The 23049-nt window shown below is 44.5% G+C and carries 19 protein-coding genes; 15 read left to right on the top strand and 4 right to left on the bottom strand.

Translation table 11 applies throughout. The annotated features are described in order from the left end of the window. Nucleotides 1-48: 48 nt before the first annotated feature. A complete protein-coding gene (gene petL / locus QUA27_RS25255; protein WP_190741595.1) occupies nucleotides 49-150 on the top strand; it encodes a cytochrome b6-f complex subunit PetL in 102 nt (33 codons plus the stop codon). Between the two features lie 723 nt (nucleotides 151-873). Continuing rightward, nucleotides 874-6336, top strand: a complete 5463-nt coding sequence (locus tag QUA27_RS25250) for a trifunctional serine/threonine-protein kinase/ATP-binding protein/sensor histidine kinase (RefSeq protein ID WP_333071541.1) — start codon at nucleotides 874-876, stop codon at nucleotides 6334-6336. Nucleotides 6337-6582: 246 nt separating this feature from the next. Here the strand turns inward: QUA27_RS25250 and QUA27_RS25245 are convergent, their stop codons facing one another. Further along, a complete protein-coding gene (locus QUA27_RS25245; protein ID WP_333071539.1) occupies nucleotides 6583-6807 on the bottom strand; it encodes a KTSC domain-containing protein in 225 nt (74 codons plus the stop codon). 159 nt (nucleotides 6808-6966) lie between these two features. Here QUA27_RS25245 and QUA27_RS25240 point away from each other — a divergent pair, with 159 nt between their 5' ends. From QUA27_RS25240 to QUA27_RS25200, 9 genes are all read left to right on the top strand, one after another. Next, the gene (locus QUA27_RS25240) at nucleotides 6967-7557 is read left to right on the top strand and encodes a chromophore lyase CpcT/CpeT (protein ID WP_333071538.1); all 591 of its coding nucleotides are present in this window, start codon (nucleotides 6967-6969) and stop codon (nucleotides 7555-7557) included. A gap of 110 nt (nucleotides 7558-7667) precedes the next feature. Further along, nucleotides 7668-8816 carry an NAD-dependent epimerase/dehydratase family protein gene (locus tag QUA27_RS25235; RefSeq protein WP_015175194.1) on the top strand — a complete coding sequence of 383 codons (1149 nt, stop codon included), beginning with the start codon at nucleotides 7668-7670 and terminating at the stop codon, nucleotides 8814-8816. Between the two features lie 482 nt (nucleotides 8817-9298). Continuing rightward, nucleotides 9299-9496: a hypothetical protein gene (locus QUA27_RS25230; RefSeq protein ID WP_333071536.1), complete on the top strand. Its 198-nt coding sequence runs from the start codon at nucleotides 9299-9301 to the stop codon at nucleotides 9494-9496. Between the two features lie 13 nt (nucleotides 9497-9509). Continuing rightward, nucleotides 9510-10643 carry a glycosyltransferase gene (locus QUA27_RS25225; RefSeq protein ID WP_333071532.1) on the top strand — a complete coding sequence of 378 codons (1134 nt, stop codon included), beginning with the start codon at nucleotides 9510-9512 and terminating at the stop codon, nucleotides 10641-10643. Between the two features lie 584 nt (nucleotides 10644-11227). Then, nucleotides 11228-13891 carry a GAF domain-containing protein gene (locus QUA27_RS25220; RefSeq protein ID WP_333071531.1) on the top strand — a complete coding sequence of 888 codons (2664 nt, stop codon included), beginning with the start codon at nucleotides 11228-11230 and terminating at the stop codon, nucleotides 13889-13891. Between the two features lie 150 nt (nucleotides 13892-14041). Continuing rightward, entirely contained in the window at nucleotides 14042-15184 is a 1143-nt protein-coding gene (locus QUA27_RS25215; RefSeq protein ID WP_333071529.1) for a hybrid sensor histidine kinase/response regulator, read from the top strand. Between the two features lie 150 nt (nucleotides 15185-15334). After that, complete coding sequence (locus tag QUA27_RS25210) at nucleotides 15335-16165, top strand: GUN4 domain-containing protein (protein ID WP_333071527.1); 831 nt, start codon at nucleotides 15335-15337, stop codon at nucleotides 16163-16165. A 720-nt stretch (nucleotides 16166-16885) separates the two neighbouring features. Next, on the top strand, nucleotides 16886-17476 hold the full coding sequence (locus QUA27_RS25205; RefSeq protein WP_333071526.1) for a YdcF family protein: 591 nt from the start codon (nucleotides 16886-16888) through the stop codon (nucleotides 17474-17476). Nucleotides 17477-17641: 165 nt separating this feature from the next. Further along, a complete protein-coding gene (locus tag QUA27_RS25200) occupies nucleotides 17642-18187 on the top strand; it encodes a GAF domain-containing protein (protein WP_333071522.1) in 546 nt (181 codons plus the stop codon). Nucleotides 18188-18453: 266 nt separating this feature from the next. Here the strand turns inward: QUA27_RS25200 and QUA27_RS25195 are convergent, their stop codons facing one another. The 3 genes from QUA27_RS25195 to QUA27_RS25185 form a co-directional block, all read right to left on the bottom strand. Continuing rightward, nucleotides 18454-18987 (bottom strand): general stress protein, encoded by a 534-nt coding sequence (locus QUA27_RS25195; RefSeq protein ID WP_333071520.1) that lies wholly within the window; start codon nucleotides 18985-18987, stop codon nucleotides 18454-18456. Between the two features lie 154 nt (nucleotides 18988-19141). Further along, nucleotides 19142-19780 (bottom strand): lysophospholipid acyltransferase family protein, encoded by a 639-nt coding sequence (locus QUA27_RS25190; RefSeq protein ID WP_333071518.1) that lies wholly within the window; start codon nucleotides 19778-19780, stop codon nucleotides 19142-19144. Between the two features lie 261 nt (nucleotides 19781-20041). Further along, on the bottom strand, nucleotides 20042-20425 hold the full coding sequence (locus QUA27_RS25185; RefSeq protein WP_333071554.1) for a substrate-binding domain-containing protein: 384 nt from the start codon (nucleotides 20423-20425) through the stop codon (nucleotides 20042-20044). Between QUA27_RS25185 and QUA27_RS25180 the strand changes: the two genes are divergently transcribed. The 4 genes from QUA27_RS25180 to QUA27_RS27530 all read left to right on the top strand — a co-directional run bounded on the left by QUA27_RS25180 (nucleotide 20418) and on the right by QUA27_RS27530 (nucleotide 23025). Beyond that, complete coding sequence (locus QUA27_RS25180; RefSeq protein ID WP_333071516.1) at nucleotides 20418-20837, top strand: hypothetical protein; 420 nt, start codon at nucleotides 20418-20420, stop codon at nucleotides 20835-20837. The genes QUA27_RS25185 and QUA27_RS25180 overlap by 8 nt on opposite strands. Nucleotides 20838-21041: 204 nt before the next feature. After that, nucleotides 21042-21935 (top strand): hypothetical protein, encoded by an 894-nt coding sequence (locus tag QUA27_RS25175; RefSeq protein ID WP_333071514.1) that lies wholly within the window; start codon nucleotides 21042-21044, stop codon nucleotides 21933-21935. A 328-nt stretch (nucleotides 21936-22263) separates the two neighbouring features. Beyond that, entirely contained in the window at nucleotides 22264-22782 is a 519-nt protein-coding gene (locus QUA27_RS25170; protein ID WP_333071512.1) for a pentapeptide repeat-containing protein, read from the top strand. 12 nt (nucleotides 22783-22794) lie between these two features. Beyond that, a complete protein-coding gene (locus QUA27_RS27530; protein ID WP_445251547.1) occupies nucleotides 22795-23025 on the top strand; it encodes a pentapeptide repeat-containing protein in 231 nt (76 codons plus the stop codon). Nucleotides 23026-23049: the final 24 nt, after the last annotated feature.

Genomic DNA, 23049 nt, shown 5'->3' with positions numbered 1-23049 from the left:
ATTATAGTTCTTATATGTCTTTTTATTGATTGTTTTGGAGAAATTGCAATGACTCTTAGCGGAGCAATAACTTATTTCGGGCTTTTCGGCGGAATGGTCGGCTTGGCGACAGTGCTGATGTTTGGTCTGCGGGCTGTAAAACTCATCTAATTCGCCTACTTTGTGACTTGGAACTCAGAGATTGAAACCTCTGGTAAAAGTATTAATCGTGCGAAGTCTTTGCGCCAAAAAAATCTCTGATTAAACTTGGAGATTTTGCGCGCAAATGCTTCGGTCGATAGAACCTGAAAGTAAAATTAGCTTAATTAGACTATTGGCTGACTGACAATTTCTTGACGAACACTAATTAATCTAACCCCGAAGATACTTCTTGGCACATAGCAACAGACCCGAAAAATTTTGGAAAATGAAACGAAAGTAAGGCTGGAAGTTGTTGCGAATCAAAAGAGCAAGACTCCGATAGTCCAATATGTTACTAAATTTACCTAAACCTATTAGTTGCCACAAGTTAGAGGTGAAAAATCTCACCCAGGCATCTGAATTAATTGGAATATCCAACTATGTTTGCAATAAAGCAATCGCTAAAATTAAATAACAACAAAGCGAAGCTACCAGGAAGTCAAACCAGAGCAGGTAGGGGGAGTAGTCGCTAGTTTATCCATCCTCCATTACCGTCGCGTAAGTTCTGTTTAAATATCTGCACCTACTTACACAAGGTCATAAGTATTGCAAAGCGGGCGTTTTAACAAACGCTCTGATAATATTTGACAAGTAGTTAGCTACGATCGAGCTTCTTTAGAAATTTATCCCAAACAAGTAAATCCTGCTACTGGGGCATCTATACAAAATAACTTAAGATTAGCTTAACAAATTATGAATGCGCTCCCCAACTTACCAGATTATCAAATCACAGAACAATTATACAAAGGTACGCGCACCCTTGTCTATCGAGGCATCCGTACCAGTGACCAACAATCCGTCGCCATCAAGTTACTACGAAATGAATACCCAAACTTTAACGAACTCGTTCAATTCCGCAACCAATATACCATTGCCAAAAATATCGGCTTTCCTAGTATTATCAAACCCTTAACCCTAGAAGTATATGGCAATGGCTATGCCTTAGTCATGGAAGACTTTGGTGGAATTTCCCTATCTGATTATCTCCAAACAGCCACGACTAAAAATCCACAATATCAATATTTACCTTTAGGTGAATTTCTAAGTATATCTATTAAAATAACAGAAACTCTGCACTATTTGTACCAAAATAGAGTCATACACAAAGACATAAAACCAGCTAATATTCTCATTAACACTGCAACCAAAGAAATTAAATTAATTGATTTTAGTATTGCTTCTCTCCTACCAAGAGAAACCCAAGAGATTCAGAATACTAATGATTTAGAAGGCACATTAGCATATCTATCTCCTGAACAAACTGGTCGAATGAATCGAGGCATAGATTATCGTAGTGACTTTTATTCTCTGGGAATGACATTTTATGAATTATTGAGCGGAACATTACCATTTAGCTCGGAAGATGCCATGGAATTGGTACATTGTCACCTGGCGAAACAGCCGATACCCATCCATCAAATTAATTCAGAAATTCCCCTAGTTTTGTCAGAAATTCTCAGTAAGCTGATCGCTAAAAATGCCGAAAATCGTTATCAGAGTGCTTTGGGAATTAAGCACGATTTAGAAATCTGTCGAGCTCAACTACAAACTACAGGCACAATAGAACCTTTTGAAATAGGGAAGCGAGATATCAGCGATCGCTTCCTAATTCCCGAAAAACTCTACGGAAGAGAAGCCGAAGTTAATCAACTATTAAATTCCTTCGATCGCGTCGCCAATGGCACAACAGAAATGATGCTAGTAGCGGGTTTTTCTGGCATTGGGAAAACCGCAGTAGTGAATGAAGTGCATAAACCAATTGTCCGGCAACGCGGCTATTTTATTAAAGGCAAATACGACCAATTTCAACGGAATATCCCCTTTTCAGCTTTCGTGGAAGCTTTTCGCGATTTAATGCGGCAACTATTATCAGAATCAGAAGAACAATTGCAAACATGGAAAACCAATATTCTCGCAGCAGTGGGAGAAAATGGGCAAGTATTAATTGATGTAATTCCTGAGTTAGAAAACATCATCGGTAAACAGGCACCATCCCTAGAGTTATCAGGCACAGCCGCCCAAAATCGCTTTAATTTATTATTTCAAAATTTTGTAAAAGTCTTTACCAGTAAAGAACATCCCTTAGTAATGTTTTTAGATGACTGGCAATGGGCGGATTCTGCATCACTGAATTTGCTCTCATTATTGCGACAACAAAATACAGGATATCTATTGATATTAGGTGCTTATCGAGATAATGAAGTGTCACCAGTACATCCATTTATATTAACCGTAGATGAACTGCTCAAAACAGGGGCAACGGTACATACGATTACATTACCACCGTTAAGAGAATGGGATATTAATCGATTGGTAGCAGATACGCTAAATTGCGAAGTATCTCTTGCCCAGCCTTTGACAAAATTAGTGTATCAAAAAACTAAGGGAAATCCTTTCTTTACAACTCAGTTCCTTAAAGCTTTACACGATGATAACTTAATTAGCTTTAATTGGGAGATCCAGCATTGGGAGTGCGATATTTCCCAAGTCAACGCCTTGGCAATTACTGATGATGTGGTTGAATTTATGGCGTCGCAATTGCAGAAATTACCAATCCCAACTCAAGATATCTTAAAGTTAGCTGCTTGTATTGGAGCGCAGTTTGATCTGCATACTTTGGCAATAGTTTCAGAACAATCGGAAACAGAGACAGCCACTGTGTTATGGAGAGCATTGCAGGAGGGTTTGATTTTACCGATTAGTAATGTTTATAAGTTTTATCACGTTGAAGTAAATAATAAGTTCAGCCTAGAAAATAAAAATGCTAATAAACAAAATGCTAGATACAGATTTTTGCACGATCGCGTTCAACAAGCTGCCTATTCTCTCATTCCAAAAAACAAAAAACAGGCAACTCATCTCAAAATTGGTCAACGGCTCCAACAAAACTTATCTGAGATAGAGAAAGAAGAAAAACTATTTGATATAGTGGGACATTTGAATTTAGGAATTGAGTTAATTACTCAACCGCAAGAACGGGAAGATTTAGCCCAAATGAACTTAGCAGCCGGACAGAAAGCCAGAAATTCTACAGCCTATTCAGCCGCCAGAAGTTTTGTGCAAACAGGGATTGAGTTGCTTGCGGAAAACTGTTGGCAAACTCAGTACGAATTAACCCTAAATCTTTATGTAGCTGCGTCGGAAACTGCCTACTTAAATGCTGATTTTGATGGTATTGAAGAAATGGCAGATATAGTTTTGCGATCTGCAAAAACAATACTAGATAAAGTCAAGATATTTCAAATTCAAATCAACGCACTGACAACTCAGGGTCAGATATTAGAAGCGATCGCTATCGGTACTAATACCCTAGCACAATTGGGGATTGAACTCCCCTATGAAACTGACGAAACCTTGACACGCATTGCATTACAAAACCTTGCCAACCAACTGGAGGGGAAACAGATTGAGGAACTGGTTAACCTTCCTGTAATGACCGATCCTCGGACAATCGCGGCGATGCAATTGTTAGGCATCTTGTTTCCGGCTATTTTTGTGGGAAATCCTGCCTTGCAGCCTCTGCTTTGCGCCACAATAGTCAGTCTATCACTCCAATTTGGCAATGCACCCGCATCAACAATCGGGTATGTGAATTATGGCATTCTGCTGTCGGGTTCTTTCGGAGAAGTAGAAAAGGGTTATCGCTTTGGGCGAATAGCAATGAGCTTATTCAATCAGTTTAATTGGCGGGAATTTAAATGTATCACTTTACTTTGGTTTGGCTGTTTTATGCAGCATCGTCAAGAAGCACTGAGGGCAACAATCCCAACGGTGAAAGAAGGCTATTTAGTCGGAATGGAAACTGGTGATTTTTTCAATGGTGGCTACAGCATCATCAGTTATTTCTATAATATTTTTTTTGCAGGAGTAGAGATTGATGCTTGGGAAGCAGAAATAGAAAATTACTGTGTTGCTTTAGCGACTGTGAAGCATTATTCTCCTATTGTTTACCTGAAAATGACACAACAGACGGTGCAGAACTTGAGGGAAATTGTCAATCAACCGGATTTGTTAATCGGTCAGGCTTATGATGAAACCGTGATGTTTCCTCAGCACAATCAGAATAGTGAGCTTGCTGCACTCATTCTTGCCTATAACTACAAAATAATCCTTGCCTATCTTTTTGGCAACTACACCAACGCCCTAGACTACATTCCCCAAGCTAAGGCATATTTGATCGTAGCGGCTGCAATGATTCATACTCCGGTTTTCCATTTTTATGCCGGGTTAACCTACTGCGCAGTATTCTCTACGCAGTCAGAAATCGAGCAAGATAATACACTCGCTCTGCTGGAAACCCATCAAAATATTCTAGCTCAATGGGCGCACCATGCCCCCATGAATCACCAACATAAAGTTAACTTAGTAGAGGCAGAAAAATGCCGAGTTTTAGGCAAGAATTATGAAGCAGGAGATTTGTACGATCGCGCAATTGCCGGAGCCAAAGAAAACCAATATATCCAAGAAGAAGCCTTAGCTAATGAACTAGCAGCTAAATTTTATCTGGACTGGGGCAAAGAAAAATTTGCTTCTGGGTATATGCAGGAAGCATACTACTGTTACACCCGATGGGGCGCGAAGGCAAAAGTTGCTTATTTAGAACAACACTATCCCCAACTACTAGGAGCTATTCTCCAACCAACTAAACGAGCTATCATATCTGAGGGAACAATCACTCCAACGCTGATGAGAAGCGTAACTAGCACCAGTAACAGCAACAGCCAGAATTTATGGTTGGATTTTCCGGCGGTGATGAAAGCAGCACAAGCTATTTCACAGGAAATTGAATTAGAGAAACTATTAGCCACTTTGATGCAAATTGCGATCGCCCATGCGGGAGCGCAAACCGGAATTTTAGCGATCGATCAAGAGCAAAAATGGTTAGTAGTGGCGAAAGCGGATCACAACCATACAGAAAAGAGGCATATTCCTTTAGCTGAATGTCAAGAATTACCCCAAAAGTTTATTTATTCTGTAACCAGAAGTCAAACAACGGCGGTTTTTGATAACTTGAGTGCTTCCACTCAATTTGCAGGCGATCGCTATATCATCACCCAGCAGCCTAAATCAGCTTTATGTATTCCGATTAGCAAGCAGGGAAAATTAATCGCGATTTTGTATTTAGAAAATAATCTTACAGTGGGAGCGTTTACAAGCGATCGCATCGAAACCCTCCAAATTCTTAGTGCTCAAGCCGCTATATCCATTGAAAACGCGCGTTTGTATCAACAAGTGGATAACTACTCTCAAACCTTAGAAGCGGAAGTAGAGCGAAAAACAGAAGAGTTAAGCCAAAAAGCTTTTGATTTAGCGCAAACATTGAAAAATTTACAACAAACCCAAGCACAACTAATTCAGAGTGAAAAAATGTCAGCCCTCGGTCAACTCGTAGCGGGGATAGCACACGAAATTAACAACCCAGTTACTTTTATTCATAGTAATCTTCAGCATACAGAAAATTATATCAAAGATTTGCTGAATTTGTTGGAACTTTATCAACAAGAATATCCCACTACAAGCTCAGCAATTAAAGCAAGGATTGAGGAAATTGAGTTAGCATTTATTACGCAAGATTTAAATAAAATCCTGCAATCCATGAAAGTCGGAAGCGAACGAATCAAACAAATTATCCTGAGTTTGCGTAATTTTTCTCGCTTAGACGAAGCAGATATGAAATCTGTAGATTTACACGCCGGACTTGAAAGCACTTTACTAATTTTACAAAACCGCTTCCAAGAAAGTGATAATCAACCCAAGGTACAAGTGATTAAAGAGTATGGCAACCTTCCTCATGTCACCTGTTACGCGAGTGAGATGAATCAGGTATTTATCAGTATTATTAGTAATGCTCTTGATGCTCTCCAACAAGTTAGTAAAACTAATAAAAATCCTTTGCTCAAGATTCAGACTCAGGTCAGAGAAAAAAAGTGGTTAAGAATTGCGATCGCTGATAATGGTAGTGGGATTCCTACCAATATTCAAGAACGCATATTCGAGCCATTTTTTACAACTAAACCAGTGGGAAGCGGTACAGGTTTAGGTTTATCCGTCAGCTATGCTATTATCAAAAAACATGGGGGTACATTAACCTGTGATTCGACCGTCGGCAGCGGGACAAAATTTGTAATCGAGATTCCGATCAACTATCTGGTATAACTTGGGCTAGAGAGGAACTCAAATATTGATGTCAAGATGAAACTAGAATTGGCTTAAAAATGCACCGGGGATTTTCGTAATGGGGAAACGGGCGATCGCATTGGGGACACCGAGTGGTAAACAAAAGGTGAGTATCCAGCAATTCCAATTGTTCCTATAACCTCCACAATCAAAAAATCGGGGTGAGAGTTCGTAGATCGCAAAAATCACGATTAGATATTCAAAACGCCTAGATTAATGCCGTACTTACCGCCGCCGTTTCTTCACCTGTTGGTACGCATAGCAGTCAATCACACAATCTCTCATGTAACTCCCTTTGGAATCAGAGTCCATGAGTTCTAGATAGACATTATTCGGCACTTCAGAATATAGATAGGTTTTGCCACTATTGAAAACAATCTCCCGAGTAGAAGTTGTTTCGTCATAACCCACAGCTTTTATCATGCTGGATTCGACTGGTTGTAGTTTCATGATTTCCCGATAAGTAAGGCTACCTGAAAAAAACAGCATACCCAAATCCCGGACTTTTTAAAGAAGTCACGACTCTAAAGCCCGATCGCACCTGAATTTCCCCTAAAATAATTTCTACTCCCTCAATCCAAAATCTAAAATCTAAAATCTAAAATCGAAATGACTCATTCCACCGATATCGTCACTCTCGCCCGCTGGATGGCAGCCGACTTCAGCAACCAAGCCCAAGCATTTGAAAACCCGCCATTCTTCGCCCACATCCGCGTCTGCATGAGGCCTTTACCCGTCGAAGTTCTGGATGGGCTCAGCTTGTACCTAGAACAAGCCTACGATATTGAACTGAATGTACCGTACCGAGTACGAGTTTTGAAATTAGTCCCGGCGGACGATCGAATCGACATCGAAAATTATGCCATAGAAAACGAAGAACAATTCTACGGCGCTTCCCGCGACCCGCAACGGCTACAAGAAATCAAAAAAGCACAACTGACACTGCTTCCCGGCTGCACCTTTATTACGCAGTGGACGGGCAACAGCTTCAAAGGGTTTGTCGAACCAGGAAAAGGCTGCATGGTGGTCAGAAACGGCAAAAAAACTTATCTAGACAGCGAATTCGAGATTGACCAAGACAAATTTATTAGCCACGATCGCGGACGCGACCCAGAAACCGACGCCCACGTCTGGGGAGCCCAGGCCGGTCCTTTTGAATTCACCCGCCGGGCCAGTTTCGCCGACGAAATTCCGGTTTAATCCAAAAAAACAGAGTCCCTCCTGGGCCAACACGCTTGATTAAAGGTTCAGAATGCACCAATACCTGGTACATTAACCCAGTATTGGCAAGCAAGATTCACCGTTGATTTATGAAAGTCCTGGTTATTGGTGGCGATGGCTATTGCGGTTGGGCAACCGCACTCTACCTTTCTAACAAGGGTTACGAAGTTGGCATCCTCGACAGCTTCGTGCGGCGGCACTGGGATCTGGAACTGTGCAGCGACACCCTCACTCCCATCGCACCGATTCAGCAACGACTCCAGCGATGGCAAGATTTAACGGGCAAGTCGATCGACTTGTTCGTCGGTGACATCACCAACTACGATTTTCTCAGCAAAAGCATGAGAAAATTTGCACCAGAGGCGATCGTCCATTTCGGCGAACAGCGTTCGGCACCTTTCTCAATGATCGATCGCGAACACGCAGTCCTCACTCAAGTCAATAACGTCGTCGGGACACTCAACCTGCTGTACGCCATCCGCGAAGACTTCCCCGATTGTCACCTAGTTAAATTGGGGACAATGGGCGAATACGGCACCCCGAATATTGACATTGAAGAAGGCTACATCACGATCGAACACAACGGCCGCAAGGATACACTACCCTATCCCAAACAACCAGGCAGTTTCTACCACCTGTCAAAAGTCCACGACTCCCACAACATCCATTTTGCTTGCAAAATCTGGGGTTTAAGAGCCACCGACTTAAATCAGGGCGTAGTCTACGGCGTGCTCACAGATGAAACCGGCATGGACGAACTGTTGATCAACCGTTTGGACTACGACGGAGTATTCGGGACAGCATTGAACAGATTTTGCATCCAAGCTGCGATCGGTCATCCTCTGACAGTTTACGGAACTGGCGGACAAACCCGCAGCTTCTTAGACATTCGGGATACCGTGCGGTGCGTGGAATTGGCGATCGCCAACCCCGCCGAAGCCGGACAATTCCGCGTCTTCAACCAATTCACCGAACAATTCAGCGTCGGCGACTTAGCCTCCTTGGTGCAAAAAGCAGGCATGGCAATGGGATTAAAAGTAGAAATCAACAACATCGAAAATCCCAGAGTCGAGAAAGAAGAACATTATTTCAATGCCAAAAACACCAATTTGCTAGACCTCGGTTTGCAACCGCACTATCTCTCAGATTCCCTGCTCGATTCTCTGCTGAATTTTGCTACAAAATATCAGCACCGTGTCGATAAAAACCAGATTTTGCCGAAGGTTTCTTGGAAGTAAGTTCTGGTATCTACCTGGGGGGTAAGAGATTTTTTAACGAACCGCGAAGGCGCGAAGGGCGCGAAGTAAAAGAAAATAAGGGAAGAGAGGAGAAATGTTTGCAAGTTCAGAAGAGATTTCTTTGTAGATTAATTTTTTCATATCTATCTTTTTGATCTTTTGCTCTGTGTTCTCTGCGTCCTCTGCGCTTAATTGAAAAATGCCATAAGGTTGTTACTGCTGGCTTTTTGGGCATAAAGCCGTGAAAAGTCAAATTCTCGTTCTGTGGCTTTTGGTTGTTCTGCCTGGATTGTCAGCGAGTGCAATTTGTGCTGATTATTTAATAGCCGAAGGGGTTGCAGTAACGGCGAGTTATCAAAATTAGCGCCGAGCGAGTGAGCGAAGCCCGATATGCCACTGAAACAGCAACATTATAAATTGCCAGAACAGCACAGGAAATTCACAGAATTAACTGCTTTGCCGAAAGTGGGGATGGCTTTTAGGTGGGAGAATTTTATCAATTGACATTCCTGGAATTTGCATCTTATCCCAAAAACCTCTCGCTTGAAATTAGCGGTAGTGAAACAGAAAGAACAAGTGTAGAAAAGCAGCCGATCGCACGCCATGACTTAGCTCCCCGCGAGACAGTGTATCCTGTTACCGATGACCTTGGCCGCAGGCTACGATTATCGGCTCCCTAAGTAACTTATTTTTATGAAAATTGCTCTGTTCACTGAAACATTTCTGCCAAAAATAGACGGCATTGTGACGCGCCTGATTCACACTGTAGATCACTTGCAGCGCGCGGGCGAACAAGTTTTGATATTTTCTCCAGATTACGGGATTAAAGAATACAAAGGCGCCCGAGTTTACGGTGTGGAAGGTTTGCCTTTGCCGATGTACCCGGAACTGAAAATGGCACTTCCTTCTCCGGCTGTCGGTCGCCAATTAGAGCAGTTTAAACCGGATATTATTCACGTTGTCAATCCCGCAATTTTGGGATTGGGGGGTATATATTACGGCAAAAAGTTCAATATTCCGATTTTGGCTTCTTACCACACGCATTTGCCGAAATACTTGCACCACTACGGTTTCGGAGTCCTCGAACCTTTATTGTGGGAACTGCTCAAAGGAGCGCACAACCAAGCAGAATTGAATCTCTGCACTTCCACAGCAATGGTGGAGGAATTGAGAACCCACGGCATTGAGCGAGTAGATTTGTGGCAGCGGGGCGTAGATACTGAAATGTTTGTCCCGGAATTGGCAAGCCGAGAAATGCGATCGCGCCTTTCTCAAAATAACCCAGACAGTCCCCTGCTGCTGTACGTCGGCCGCCTCGGTGCAGAAAAAGAAATCGAACGCATCAAACCAGTTCTCGCAGCGATTCCCGATGCCCGCCTCGCCTTAGTGGGAGACGGCCCGCATCGGCAAACCCTCGAACAATATTTTGCCGGTACACCCACCAATTTTGTCGGCTACCTCAAGGGGCAAGAACTCGCAACAGCTTACGCATCGGCCGACGCCTTCATTTTTCCCTCCCGCACCGAAACCCTGGGCTTAGTGCTCCTAGAAGCAATGGCTGCGGGGACGCCTGTAGTGGCGGCGCGCAGCGGCGGAATTCCCGATATCGTCACCGACGGCGTTAACGGATATTTATTTGACCCCGCCGACGAAGAAGGATCTCTGGCTGCCACCAAGCGTCTGTTTGCAAATCCCGAAGAACGGGAAACCTTGCGCCACAACGCTCGCCGAGAAGCCGAACGCTGGGGTTGGGCCGCAGCCACCGCACAACTCCTGCGCTACTATCAATCAGTGGTGTTTGCCGAGTCCATGCCCAGAGCGGCCTAAATGTCAGGATTTGTAGCCCCTTTAAACATCGCCGCCAGCTTAGCTTCGCTGTTCGATCGTCAGTTGGTAGCGTTGTCGGGATGTTTTCAAAGACCGATCCAACTTTTTTGCTGCATAAATTACCGTCGCTATCCTGCTGTTGCGTTTACCATTAAACTATGAGTAAGCTCTGTAGGAATGCCTCGCGCGCTGCTTTCATAGCGCCCTTTACCTGACCGGATACGGTCGCCGAGTGCGCTAAAACAGTCACACCGCGCTGCCGCCGAGCACAGAGCGTCAAATCCACACTGCACTCTCGATCGAACTAAAGCCTGTCACCTAATTTTCAGGCTAGCAGTTTTGCGAACTCAAGTTCAGCTTGAATGGACGAACCCTCATCAGTATCATCGAGGTTGTAAAAAAGATCGATCGAGCATACATAACAAGCAAACTGAAGTTGCGTGCGCCACTTTTGAACTCAGGATTCATCAAAACGGCAAGCGAGTGCCGACGCGCTTGCAAACAAATTCAAGAGTGTGCACTGCCGCCGAATCTAGCGCGGCTCAACCTGCAGTCAGTTTACCCTTCTGAGCAAGCAGTTAATCATGACCTTCTCCAATACTGGTAGCGTTCTGGCTACACTGACTCAAGTCAATTTTATGGGGGCATTGACCTCCCGTGTTAAGAGCCTGCCAGTTCCTGAATTAGTGTGCCTGCTGGACTTTATCACGGCTGAATTTCAGCAGTTTATCCGGGCGATGGACCTGATTAACAATGAAGCACTAGAAAGTCTCTTAGAGCAACTTTTAGATGCCTTCACTGTCAAAATTGGTCAAATTTTGCAAGCAGACCGGACAACAATTTTTTTGGTTGACTCCAACAAAAATCAACTGTGGCACAAAACACTCGATCCACTTACGGGCGAGGATGTAGAAGTGCGCTTGCCGATGGATGCAGGCATTTTAGGCTACGTAGCAACCACCGGAAAATCGATCAATGTCGCCGAAGCTCGATCGCACGAGTATTTTAATTCCGAAGTAGACGAACCACCGGGCTACGAGATCGAAACTATGCTCTGTATGCCGATTTTTAGCAGCAAGAGCCAAGACGAACCCGTAGCAGTGGTCAGACTCTTAAATAAAGCTGGCAGTGTCTCCTTTAGCGAGGAAGACGAACAGCAGTTCCAGGCTTTTGCAGATTCGATCGGGATTATTCTCGAAAGCTGTCAGTCTTTCTACGTCGTGGCGCGGAACCAGCGAGGGGTTGCCGCACTTTTGAGAGCCACAACGACTTTGGGTCAAAGTCTTGACTTGGAAACAACTTTGCGCTCTGTCATGGATCAAGCTCGCGACTTGATGCAAGCAGATCGCAGCACGCTATTTTTATTAAATCGGGAAACTAACGAACTCTGGACAAAAGTTGCCAAGGCCGACGGCAAAACGATGGTAGATCTCCGCATTCCTGCTAATAAGGGAATTGCTGGCTACGTGGCTTCGACTGGTCAACCTCTAAATATTACAGATGCTTACGACGATCCCCGCTTTGACCCCTCTACTGACAGGCAAACGGGATACCGCACTCGCACTGTCTTGTGTATGCCGGTACATAACGCTAAAGGTGAGCTCATCGGGGTGACTCAGCTAATTAATAAGAACCAAGGTACTTTCACGCCTTCCGACGAAGAGTTTTTGCGAGCGTTTAATTCCCAAGCGGGAATGGCGTTGCAAAATTCTCAACTGTTTCAGAACGTAATGGTGGAAAAGCAGTATCAGAAAGATATGCTGCAAAGTCTTTCTGATGCAGTGATTTCCACGGATTTGAAGGGACGAGTTGTGACTATTAACGAAGCAGCTCTAGAATTGTTGGGCTGTCCGGTAAATCAAGCTAAAAGCAAACACAATCCCGATATTTGGGAAGATAAACTGGTGAATCGCTATGTTTGGGAAGTTGTGCCGATCGACAATTTGCAATTCCGATTAGAAGACAGTCTCAAAAATGCTGCCCGACATTACGTTCCCGAACAAAGTTTAACTGTGGGGCTGTTGGTAGAAAAAACGTTCAAGTCCCAACAAAAAGAAGGAGAACAAGGAGAACAAGAAAGTTATATTTTGGCCGTGCCCGATCAAACTGACCCGAATTTATATTACGCTTGGGGCGAAAACAACGCGTGGACTGAGGAAGTAGCGCTGGCAGAATTAGCTAATGCTCAATCTCTATTTGCGCTGCGAAATTCTGCCCTGTATCACCCTTACTGTCCGCTGCCCATCCCCGCCTCTCGAATTAAAGTAATTGAACGTAGTTTGAATTTGACGGTCAACCCGCTAATCAATCCAGAAGGCGGCGTGCGCGGTGGTTTAGTGGTACTCGAAGACATCAGCCGCGAAAAGCGGATGAAAAATACGATGTACCGCTACCTGACTCCTGGAGTTGTAGATAAAGTGATGGCCTTGGGTGAAGGCGCCCTGATGGTGGGCGAACGCAAAGAAGTCACTATTTTATTTTCCGACATTCGCGGCTACACCACGCTGACCGAAAAATTGGGAGCGTCCGATGTTGTATCCCTGCTGAACGAATATTTTGAGACGATGGTGGAGGCCGTTTTCCACTACGAAGGCACTTTAGACAAGTTTATCGGCGATGCTTTAATGGCGGTTTTCGGCGCGCCCCTGCCGCTCAATCCCCCGGAAAGTCACGGTTGGATGGCGGTTCAGTCGGCTTTAGATATGCGCCGGCGTTTGAAAGAGTTTAATGATTCTCGCCCTAGTGCAGATCCGTTTCGCTTCGGAATTGGGATTAGTTCCGGAGAGGTAGTTTCGGGAAATATTGGTTCTCAAAAGCGAATGGATTACACGGTAATCGGGGATGCGGTGAATTTGAGTTCGCGATTGGAACAGCTTACAAAGGAGTACGGTTGCGATATAATTTTGAGCGAATTTACATACAGTTTGTGTCGCGAAGGAATTTGGGTGCGAGAGTTAGACAAGGTGCGAGTTAAGGGCCAAAATCAGCCCGTGGGTATTTACGAGTTGCTGCAAAATACTTCTGAACCCATCGACGGGGAAACCCTTCGGTTTTTGGAACTTTACGGTCAGGGTAGGGATGCTTATATTGCTAGAAATTTTCAGAAAGCTATTAATTGTTTTGAAGCTGCTTTAGCAATGCGACCGAGCGATCGACCTGTGGAAGTTCACCTCGACCGATCCCTGAGCTATTTGGAAGTACCCCCGCCCGATGATTGGGACGGCGTGCATAGGATGACAACCAAGTAGTAGATTATATTACACCCGAGAGTTGAAAAGTAAAAAGATTTGATAAAGTTGTGAGATCTTCCTTATGACAGAGTTAACAAGTGTAAAAATGTGAAAACATGAATCGGATGCCATATTAAAGTTAGTATTTATTTCCAGGCTAACAATTAAATGAGTTATTTATCTGTTCCGAATGCCACAAAAGCCGATCGGATTCTGGTGGTAGACGACGCACCAGATAATGTTTTGTTGGTTCAGACAATCCTAGAAGAAGAAGGTTACGAAATTAGCACGGCCGAGAACGGCTTTTCGGCCTTGAGTCAAATTGACAAGTCAGCCCCGGATTTGGTACTGCTAGATGTGATGATGCCGGGAATGGATGGTTACGAAGTCACTAAACGAATCCGACAAAATAAGGAATTGCCCTTTATCCCGATTTTGCTGATCACGGCTCACGACAGTGCGAGCGTAGTCCAGGGATTGGACATGGGAGCCGACGATTTCATCCGCAAACCAGTCGAAATGGATGAACTACTGGCGAGGGTTCGATCGCTCCTGCGGCTAAAACACAGCGTAGACGAGCGCAATTCGATCGCTCTCCAGCGCGAAGATTTTGTCTCCCGACTAGCCCACGACTTGCGGACACCTCTGGTAGCAGCCGATCGAATGCTAACTTTAATGCAGCAGGGAGCTTTGGGAGAAATTTCGCTTCCCATGCGCGACGCTTTCGGGACGATGGTTCGCAGCAACAAAAACCTGATCGCGATGGTAAATATGTTGCTGGAAGTCTACCGCTACGAAGCAGGCCGTAAATCCCTAAGTTTCGCTGCCGTGGATTTGCGCCAGCTTATTACTGAGGTAGCTGAAGAACTAGCTCCCCTAGCCGATGCTAAAGGTTTGTCGGTAAATTTAGACTTGACAGAAAGTGCAGAAAGTGCACCCATTGCGAAGTATCCGGGCGATCGTCTGGAGCTGCACCGCTTGCTGACAAATCTCATCGGAAATGCGATTAAATTCACCGACAAGGGCTCAATAGATGTCACCTTAAAAGCTGCGAATTCACCTGCTTATACGAGCTTCAAAAACCAACCGCTGGCATGGGTAATTATTGAAATCCAAGACACCGGCGCTGGAATTTCTCCCACCGAAAAAGCAAAGTTATTTGAAAGGTTTGGCCCGGGAACTCACAAGAGATCCGGTACAGGTTTGGGACTGCACCTCTGCCGCCAAATAGTCGAAGCTCACCGCGGCACGATCGAGGTAAAATCAGATTTGGGCAAAGGCAGTTTGTTTACTATTCGCTTGCCTTGTTAAATCGGTATCAATAACTCTAACTTTCGGGTGCGAAATGCCCACATTACTACAGATAAACTGTAATTGTAGGTGGCAAAGTGCGTACCTAATCGAATTGTGGTTAATTTACCCGATGTCATATAATTACTTGGCAACCGAATGTATGGCAATATGTCTAAATGTCCAGTGTGCGGTGCTGAATACATAGAGGAAAAAGCAGAGTTTTGCTCGATTTGCGGGTGGGATTTGAGTCCCTACCCGCAACGTGCTAAGCCTTCCAAAACTTATTTAAAAAAAGAACAAGTTAGATTGCAGTGGGCAAAACAAATGTGGGAATTGGCCCGCAATCAACAAAATTGGTCAGCTAAATTTGATCGGTTGCAGAGCGAATTTCAGGAAGGTGCGATCGCCCGCACATACATTCAATCTCAGTTAGAATGGGTTCTGTACCGCCTGGAACAACTAAACCCCGAATTGATTGTCAGCACTCTACAGCGACTCGAGGACAAAATCGGCGCTATACCTGACTCAACTCCGGCTATCTCCGAAGTGGGGATGGACTACCGCCAACTGACAAAGCTATTAGAAACCGGAAAATGGCGCAAAGCTGATGAACACACTTGGGAAATCTTGCTGCAAATCGCTGTCAGGGAAGACGAAGGCTGGCTGAGTGCAGCCGATATTGACAGTTTCCCTCCTACAGACCTTCGCACGATCGACCAACTTTGGCAACAATACAGCAGCGGGCGGTTTGGGTTGAGCGTGCAGCAGCAGATTTGGGAAAGTACCGAGGCAAATTATACTGAATTTTGCGATCGAGTCGGCTGGCGAGTCAAGGAAAATTGGAAATATTACAGCGAACTCTCGTTCAACGAAAATGCTCCCCCCGGACATCTCCCGGTCACCGCATGGAGACAGCGCGCCTGTTACGGTGCGGGTAAACTCACCGCAGCAGAAAACTTTGCCCGCATCGCTGCGAAACTGGTAGTGTGCGATCGCTAATCATCCAAAATAAAAAATTCAAAATCGACATTAACTGCTATAATCAAAACGGTTTAGCAACTGGGGCTGTGGCTCAGATGGATAGAGCAAGCGCCTCCTGAAGAATCGGGCACCCTGCGAGGAAACTCTAGGAGTGAATGTGGTCAAATTTGGTGAAACCTAAAGAGTTCGTGGGTTCCTATAACTCTAAGGCAATACCAAGCCAAGCCTGAGTTCAGGGCGATTAAACAATCGCCTATATTGAAATCAGGAAGGTTTAGAGACTAGACGGTCACCACCTAAAAGCTGCAAGCATATGGTGAAGGTATAGTCCAGAGAGTGGGGAAACTCACACAAATCTGAAGCGCTAGGTCGCCGGTTCGAACCCGGCCAGTCCCGTTAAAAATCAAGAAAAATTAACAGCAGGAGGGGTAAGCCTAAGTTTTGCCCCTCTTTTTTGCATATCTGCTAACGAATTCGCCCACAGACGAATACTTGCTTGAAGACGAGGACTTACGCACAACCTCTATAGAATCCATTTGAAATCTAAAATCTAAAATCTAAAATCACCTGTTTAAGCCCCACCACAAGCGTAGAGTCAATCTAAAATCTAAAATCTAAAATCTATGATCCCCCGACCCTTTTTTAAATTTTAATTTTTAATTCCTGTTAGTGGGCTATACGTGCGGTATTTTTTGTTATGGTTCCTTTGTGAGTTACATAAAATTTTTATAGGTTTAGATGTGGTTAAGAATCAACTCAAACACGCAGCGTTATAAGCGTTTGAACACTTCACGCAGTTTTTGGTTCCTAGTAGGGCTTTTGACGGCGTGCTGGTTTGGCTATCAGCAGCTTAAGAGCGAATTTCAGAGACCCCAAGCTTTGTTAGTTCTAGGTGGGGCTACTGAGCGAGAGGTGTTTGCCGCCAAATTTGCTCGGGCTCATCCTGAATTGCCGATTTGGGTGTCGTCTGGGAGCAATCCTGAGTTTGCGGAATGGGTATTTTCAGAAGCGGGAATTGAGTCCGAGCGCCTGCACTTAGACTACAGAGCGGTGGATACGGTAACAAATTTTACTACGCTCGTAGATGAATTGAAAGCTCAAGGGATTGAGAGCGTGTATCTGATCACTTCTGACGATCATATGCGGCGAGCTCAGATTATCGGCGAAATCGTACTCGGCAGTCGAGGCATTAGTTTTAAGCCTGTGGCAGTTCCGTCTGGGCGAACCCCCGAACCGGTGGAAAAAGCTGTTCGCGACGGCGCTAGGGCTATTCTTTGGCTGACAACCGGTTATACGGGTGCTAACTTCAGCCAAGCCAGAATTGAATAAACACAGGGAAGCATTGAGCAATTGTTAATTTTTTGCCATTCTCTCTGGTTTTAAAACTTGTTTTCTATAACTATTTAAGGAACGGGAAAGATGCTGATGATAAATGCGTAACAGAAGAGAACGAGTAGTTTAAAATCAGTATATGAACTTCAAGAGCCCAAGTTAATGACCGAGCAAATTCTGTCGCAGGTTCTGGATAAAATTTTGAGTGACACCAAAATACCGGATGCTGTTTTTTCGGCTTTGGTGCCGGCTTTAGGCGAGGTGTTAAATTGCGATCGCGTCTTTCTCTACCTCCGCAATCCTGAAACGCAAAAGGGCAGAGTACCTTACTGCTGGCGTCGCAACTCAAACTATCCCGAGGTTTGGGACGCGGAATGGAAAAAAGAACCAGAATCTTTAGGGGAAGAAGACCCTTTATTTGCAGCAGCTTTGCGAACTGAACCGTCGATTTTTGTTGAGGATGTTGAAACAGCAAGTCCTGAAGTTGTCAACAAAGATTTTGAGGCAAAAGAGTTCGGACATCGAGCTTTGATTCACGCTCATCTTTGTGTTGACGGCTTATTGTGGGGGGTTTTGCAGCCTTGTATGTTCGATCGCCCCAGAGTTTGGACTGACTTCGATCGCCAAGTTATCGCAGCAGTTACAGAAAAAATTTCGCCTTTAGCTGTCGCTTATGTCACCGCCTCAGCATCAAAAGATGAGCGATAAAAATCAATAATTGACTTGTAGGGAGGGGGTGGGCAATGAATGAATGTCCACTTCAGACTAAAACCACGTCTCGATCGGGGTTTTAGCCGAATCTCAATCCCCTTCCCGGCAAACGAAAGATTGTTTCCGGTTCCCCCCTTTTTAAGTTAGGGGGGATTGATGCGCTAATTTTCCCATAAAAGTCGGGTACTAAATTTGAGCGGATTGTTCTCACCAATGGTGAGGTTTGCATCGCCCTAGGGATAGACTTGGTGCACAATTATTGTTTAAAAAACGCCCCAATTTTGAATGCCCCGACCGCTGAAAATCCCTTGAACCCGACTAATATCATCCTCAGCGCCATCTACTACCACCAAATAATCGCCGGCCCGCAGGCGATCAGTGTAAATTCTAGCTGTTTCTTCGGGAATTCCCAAGTCAGTCAAGGCCTTCACCACTCCACCGAAAGCCACAGCCGCGACGCCAGTGCTTGCTACGCTAGCCACCAGTGAGGCGCCCAAAGTACCGGCTGCAATTATCGGCCCGATTCCGGGAATAGCTAAACTTCCGAGACCCACTAGCACGGTGGCTAAAGCACTATTTGTCAGAGTGTCTGCTACCACTCCTGCTCCTGTGTCTAGATTTTTATCGCCCACCTGAGCGATCGTTTGAGTATCGCCTACAGACTCGCCTGCATCCCTAGCAACAACCGAAACTTTATCCATTGGAAACCCGGAAGATTTCAATTCTGTCAGAGCTTGCTCGGCATCTTCGCGGTTAGAAAACAATCCCAACGCGCGGGTTTGATTGCTTGTTACCATATCTTTCTTCTTATCTCCTGTCCAATTAAACTCAAATTCAAGCCTAATTATGGCGCTTGTTTTCAATCACTTATATTGATATTTTTCGATGTTTATCTTCAGCATTCATCTATCTGTAGATATAACCTGAAAAACAGCAACAAAAGTTATAAAATCAGCGACCCAAATCGTGCATGGCATTAATCTCGATCGCACATCTTTGAGTCAAGGCTTGCAACTCCTCGCGATCCGAGGAACCGGGCGCTTCAATTAGCTTGCCAATTCGCACCGTCAGCGGCACCGGACGCGGCACTGCCGAACCTTTGGACGAAATCGCATGAGTTCCCCACAAACTAACAGGTAACAGCGGCGCTTTTGCCTTAGCAGCTATCAGAGCAGCACCTAATTTCGGTTCAGTAATTCTGCCGTCTGGGGTGCGAGTTCCCTGCAAAAATACACCCGTCGCCCAGCCATTTTCTAAAGAATTGATAGCGGAGCGAATTGCACTGCGATCGGCACTTTCCCGCTTCACTGGATAAGCACCGTAAACCGTAATTGCCTGCTTCAAAATAGGAACTTTAAATAACTCTTCCTTTGCCATAAATGCGACAGGCCGCCTCATGCAATTCGACAAAATCGGCGGGTCAAAATCGCTGGCGTGATTGCTGACTACTACCACAGGCCCTTCTGTCGGAACATTTTCTGCACCGTAGATGCGGCCTCGAAAGTAAAGGTGCAGCATCGGGCTGACAATTGACCATTTGAATAAATAGTAGAGAAGTAAACTTTCGACTGGTTCGCGACTTTTGCTCACAGAAAAACCTTAAGTTTTAAATTACATCGAATATTAGCCTATCAGTTCAGCAATGACAAATGAATAGTATTTTGAGTTTTGTAGGGTTGCGGGCGGTTGGAAACCGCGTCTACACACAAAACCCACCTACGTGGGTTAAAGAAGAAGTCCGCCTGCGCGGACGCAAGCTTGTGTAGCGCCAGACTTCTGTCTGGTGGACTATTTCACTGAAGGTCGGACGTTTGCAAAGGCTCAATTTCCGGCCAGCATAGCTTTCTGTCCTTACGAAGAAGTCGCATAGCCCAAGAAATCCTTAACTGCTTGGCTAGGAGGATTTTTGTAAGCGTAGTACAACTGCCGCTTGTAAGGATAGTTACCAGCATCCGGCGTCGCACCGTTGACGGGAACAACGCGCACCGTTTTCTGATTGGCTACTTGAGCGAATGTGGCATAATCAATGCCGTTCTTGCCTAAGACTTGCAGCAGGGGAGTTGTCGCATCTCGATTGAGCGTGGTAAGATTTGACTCCCTGCCAAACTCGCTACCTCCGAGCACTTGTTCTTTAAACGTTTGGTGAGTGCCACTAACTGCCGGTCTGTTAATTACTTTAATATGGGTCGCCGTGCCGCCTACTTTCGACGAGTCTTGAGTATTTCCCTTGAAGATTATCTTGAACTTGAGCGGAGGAACTTATACCCTTACGGTGTCAGAAACCAATACCACAAAATCTGCTTATGGGGATCAGTTGCGCCTCTATGACGTGCATATCGCCAAGATGTTTGAGGTGACATATTCGGACTGTCAGGAGATACCCCACGCTGGCGGTAGAACTTGGTATTACCGCGCCGGGAATGGTAAAATTGACATGGGGCAATTCAGAATAAACTGTCAGTTGGCTAGCGATATTGCTAATACTTATGGTTTAGGAAAACCAGAGCGTAGTGCTATCGAATATTCTCAGGAAGAACCTGGGCCGCCAAGATCGAGGAGTCATTCTCTCCCAATTTTAGATATTACAAATAAAGTTCCGCGCTGGATGAATTTTGTGCAGGCTTTTCAACCAATTCACCTCCTGTGATTGCGGTTGGCAATACTGATAGATTAATGAATGATTCAGAATATCGAGAACTTTGTGTTGAAGGTCTAATTGAGAGTGTGCTTAATATTAATGGCTATATGGGGGTGAATCGGCTTTTCATCCCATGAGGGGGGAGCTAGATTGTTGAAGAAGTGCGATCGCAATTTGATTGCCACTAAATTTAGTGTTTAAAAAGTGATACCCATGTTAAAAGAATTAAAAACCATTACTCTTGCAACTCTGCTGGTATTAGGAACAGCTAAACTGGGATCTACTGCACCTCTACCAACTCCTAATAATCAAGGGGATTATATAGGAAGAAATTATCATACTTATTGGGAAGTAGTAGACTCAGACCCAAAGGGGTTAAATTGTCGCATGAATTCTTCTTTTGAAGAATTTATGCGTGTTGACAACCGCACTCCATTTGATGTTTTTAATTGGTCTGTAGTTGGTGTTTTAAAACAGGAACAACGTTTTGAAAGCTTTCCTGGTAATGCTGGTGTTACTTTCCGGGATACCAGGGGTTTACCTTGGCTTTTTGTAGGAAAAAGCTACGCTGCTGGTGCGGCGCAAGGTTGTTTTATTCGCGCTAATAGTCAATTTGTCAAACCAATACAGATGTCACCGACTCGCGTACAACCTCAAGCGAGTCAACCGGTCACAAGTTCCACAGCACTCCCGATGGATCTTGGTTTTGACGAAGGATTTGGATCGATTGTAGTACCAGAAAGTGATACCACAGCATCGGCGTATGGAGGACGCTTAAGGCGATATGACGTTCACATTGCCAAAATGTTTGAAGTCACTCACTTTATGTGTCAGGAGGGGACTTTAACACCCGGTATTACATGGAATTACGAGGCTGGGGGTGGCACGATTAATATGGGAAGTTTTGTAATAACCTGCCGACTTGCTAATCAAATAGCTAGTGCCTATGGTTTAGGTAAGTCGGAACCTACGAATGTGACTTTTTCGGCTGGTGAAGTCGGTCGCCCTGCTGTCAGAAGTTTCAACATTCCCATCCTAGATATTACAGGTGATAAAGTACCACGCTGGGTGAGTTTTGTGCAGGGATTTCAGCCAGTGAGAAGGTAGGGTCATCGCATTTGTAAGATGTAGGGTGTGTCATAAGTAAAATTATTCTTTCATCTAAAATTACTCTCAATTTGATGCACCCTACATCTAAGCTTGTGATTAAACTGGTTAAAATGGCTAATTTTGCTATTGAACCTCGGTCTCGTTAGCTAAAGGTTCGATAACACTGCCTCCTCGCAAGTCCTATTCTCAAATTGGAGATTTATTTTCCCTGACGCATCGTACAAGTGCTAAACTGTAAGAACTTAGTGCGATCGGTGCTGGAAGTCTGCCGACGTTAAGTTAATATTGATAATTTTTGATTTGGTTGTAGAGGCTCACTCACGATATGGATACTCAGGAACTTTTAAATTATTACCAAACAGGCAAAAGGGATTTCTCAGGTATTTACTTAAGCGATACCGATTTGAGTGGTGCTAATTTGAAGCGTGCTAATTTAAGCGGTGCTAATTTAAGCAATACCGATTTGAGTGGTGCTAATTTTACTTGTGCTAATTTTACTTGTGCTAATTTTACTTGTGCTAATTTGTGGAAGACTGATTTGAGTGGTGCTAATTTAAGCGGTGCTGATTTGTGCGACACTGATATGTCTGGTGCTTACTTGAGAGGTGCTAATTTATGTGATGCTAATTTGTCGAATACTGATTTGAGTAGTGCTGATTTGTCTCTCACTTATTTGAGTGGTGCTAGCTTGTGTGGCGCTAATTTAAGCGGTGCTAACTTATGTCGTGCTGATTTCTCGGACACTGATTTATCTGGCGCTGATTTGAGTAGTGCTGATTTGAGTAGTGCTGATTTAAGCGGTGCTGATTTAACAGAAGCCAATCTTCAATCCGCGAATCTCTAAAGGGCACACCTCATAGCAGCGGATCTCACAGATGCAAATCTTGAAAGAGCATATATAAACCAGGCGAATTTTATAGAAGCTTACCTCACCAATGTAAATCTAGAATTAACCATCTCTGAACCGAGAGCAACAAACACCAGTGGGACTCAGCTAAAGTTAAATTTTACATATGGAGAGACTTCTGACGCTACTATAGCCTTTATCAGAAAGATGAGGTATCATGTTACGGACCCTCACGAGTGAGTGTCAAGCAGAGAAGATAAGATC

Origin of the sequence: Microcoleus harperi Pol14_C6 (assembly GCF_036701295.1) — a bacterium.
In the GTDB taxonomy this organism is placed as follows: Bacteria; Cyanobacteriota; Cyanobacteriia; order Cyanobacteriales; family Microcoleaceae; genus Microcoleus.
The sequence above is the reverse complement of the archived record's forward strand: the minus strand, read 5'-3'. Positions and strand labels throughout refer to the sequence as shown.

What these genes read in the sequence shown, in the direction of transcription:
- petL (WP_190741595.1), top strand. Translation starts at nt 49, where the DNA reads ATGACTCTTAGCGGAGCAATAACTTATTTCGGGCTTTTCGGCGGAATG.
- QUA27_RS25250 (WP_333071541.1), top strand. Translation starts at nt 874, where the DNA reads ATGAATGCGCTCCCCAACTTACCAGATTATCAAATCACAGAACAATTA.
- QUA27_RS25245 (WP_333071539.1), bottom strand. Translation starts at nt 6,807, where the DNA reads ATGAAACTACAACCAGTCGAATCCAGCATGATAAAAGCTGTGGGTTAT.
- QUA27_RS25240 (WP_333071538.1), top strand. Translation starts at nt 6,967, where the DNA reads ATGACTCATTCCACCGATATCGTCACTCTCGCCCGCTGGATGGCAGCC.
- QUA27_RS25235 (WP_015175194.1), top strand. Translation starts at nt 7,668, where the DNA reads ATGAAAGTCCTGGTTATTGGTGGCGATGGCTATTGCGGTTGGGCAACC.
- QUA27_RS25225 (WP_333071532.1), top strand. Translation starts at nt 9,510, where the DNA reads ATGAAAATTGCTCTGTTCACTGAAACATTTCTGCCAAAAATAGACGGC.
- QUA27_RS25220 (WP_333071531.1), top strand. Translation starts at nt 11,228, where the DNA reads ATGACCTTCTCCAATACTGGTAGCGTTCTGGCTACACTGACTCAAGTC.
- QUA27_RS25215 (WP_333071529.1), top strand. Translation starts at nt 14,042, where the DNA reads ATGAGTTATTTATCTGTTCCGAATGCCACAAAAGCCGATCGGATTCTG.
- QUA27_RS25210 (WP_333071527.1), top strand. Translation starts at nt 15,335, where the DNA reads ATGTCTAAATGTCCAGTGTGCGGTGCTGAATACATAGAGGAAAAAGCA.
- QUA27_RS25205 (WP_333071526.1), top strand. Translation starts at nt 16,886, where the DNA reads ATGTGGTTAAGAATCAACTCAAACACGCAGCGTTATAAGCGTTTGAAC.
- QUA27_RS25200 (WP_333071522.1), top strand. Translation starts at nt 17,642, where the DNA reads ATGACCGAGCAAATTCTGTCGCAGGTTCTGGATAAAATTTTGAGTGAC.
- QUA27_RS25195 (WP_333071520.1), bottom strand. Translation starts at nt 18,987, where the DNA reads ATGGTAACAAGCAATCAAACCCGCGCGTTGGGATTGTTTTCTAACCGC.
- QUA27_RS25175 (WP_333071514.1), top strand. Translation starts at nt 21,042, where the DNA reads ATGTTAAAAGAATTAAAAACCATTACTCTTGCAACTCTGCTGGTATTA.
- QUA27_RS25170 (WP_333071512.1), top strand. Translation starts at nt 22,264, where the DNA reads ATGGATACTCAGGAACTTTTAAATTATTACCAAACAGGCAAAAGGGAT.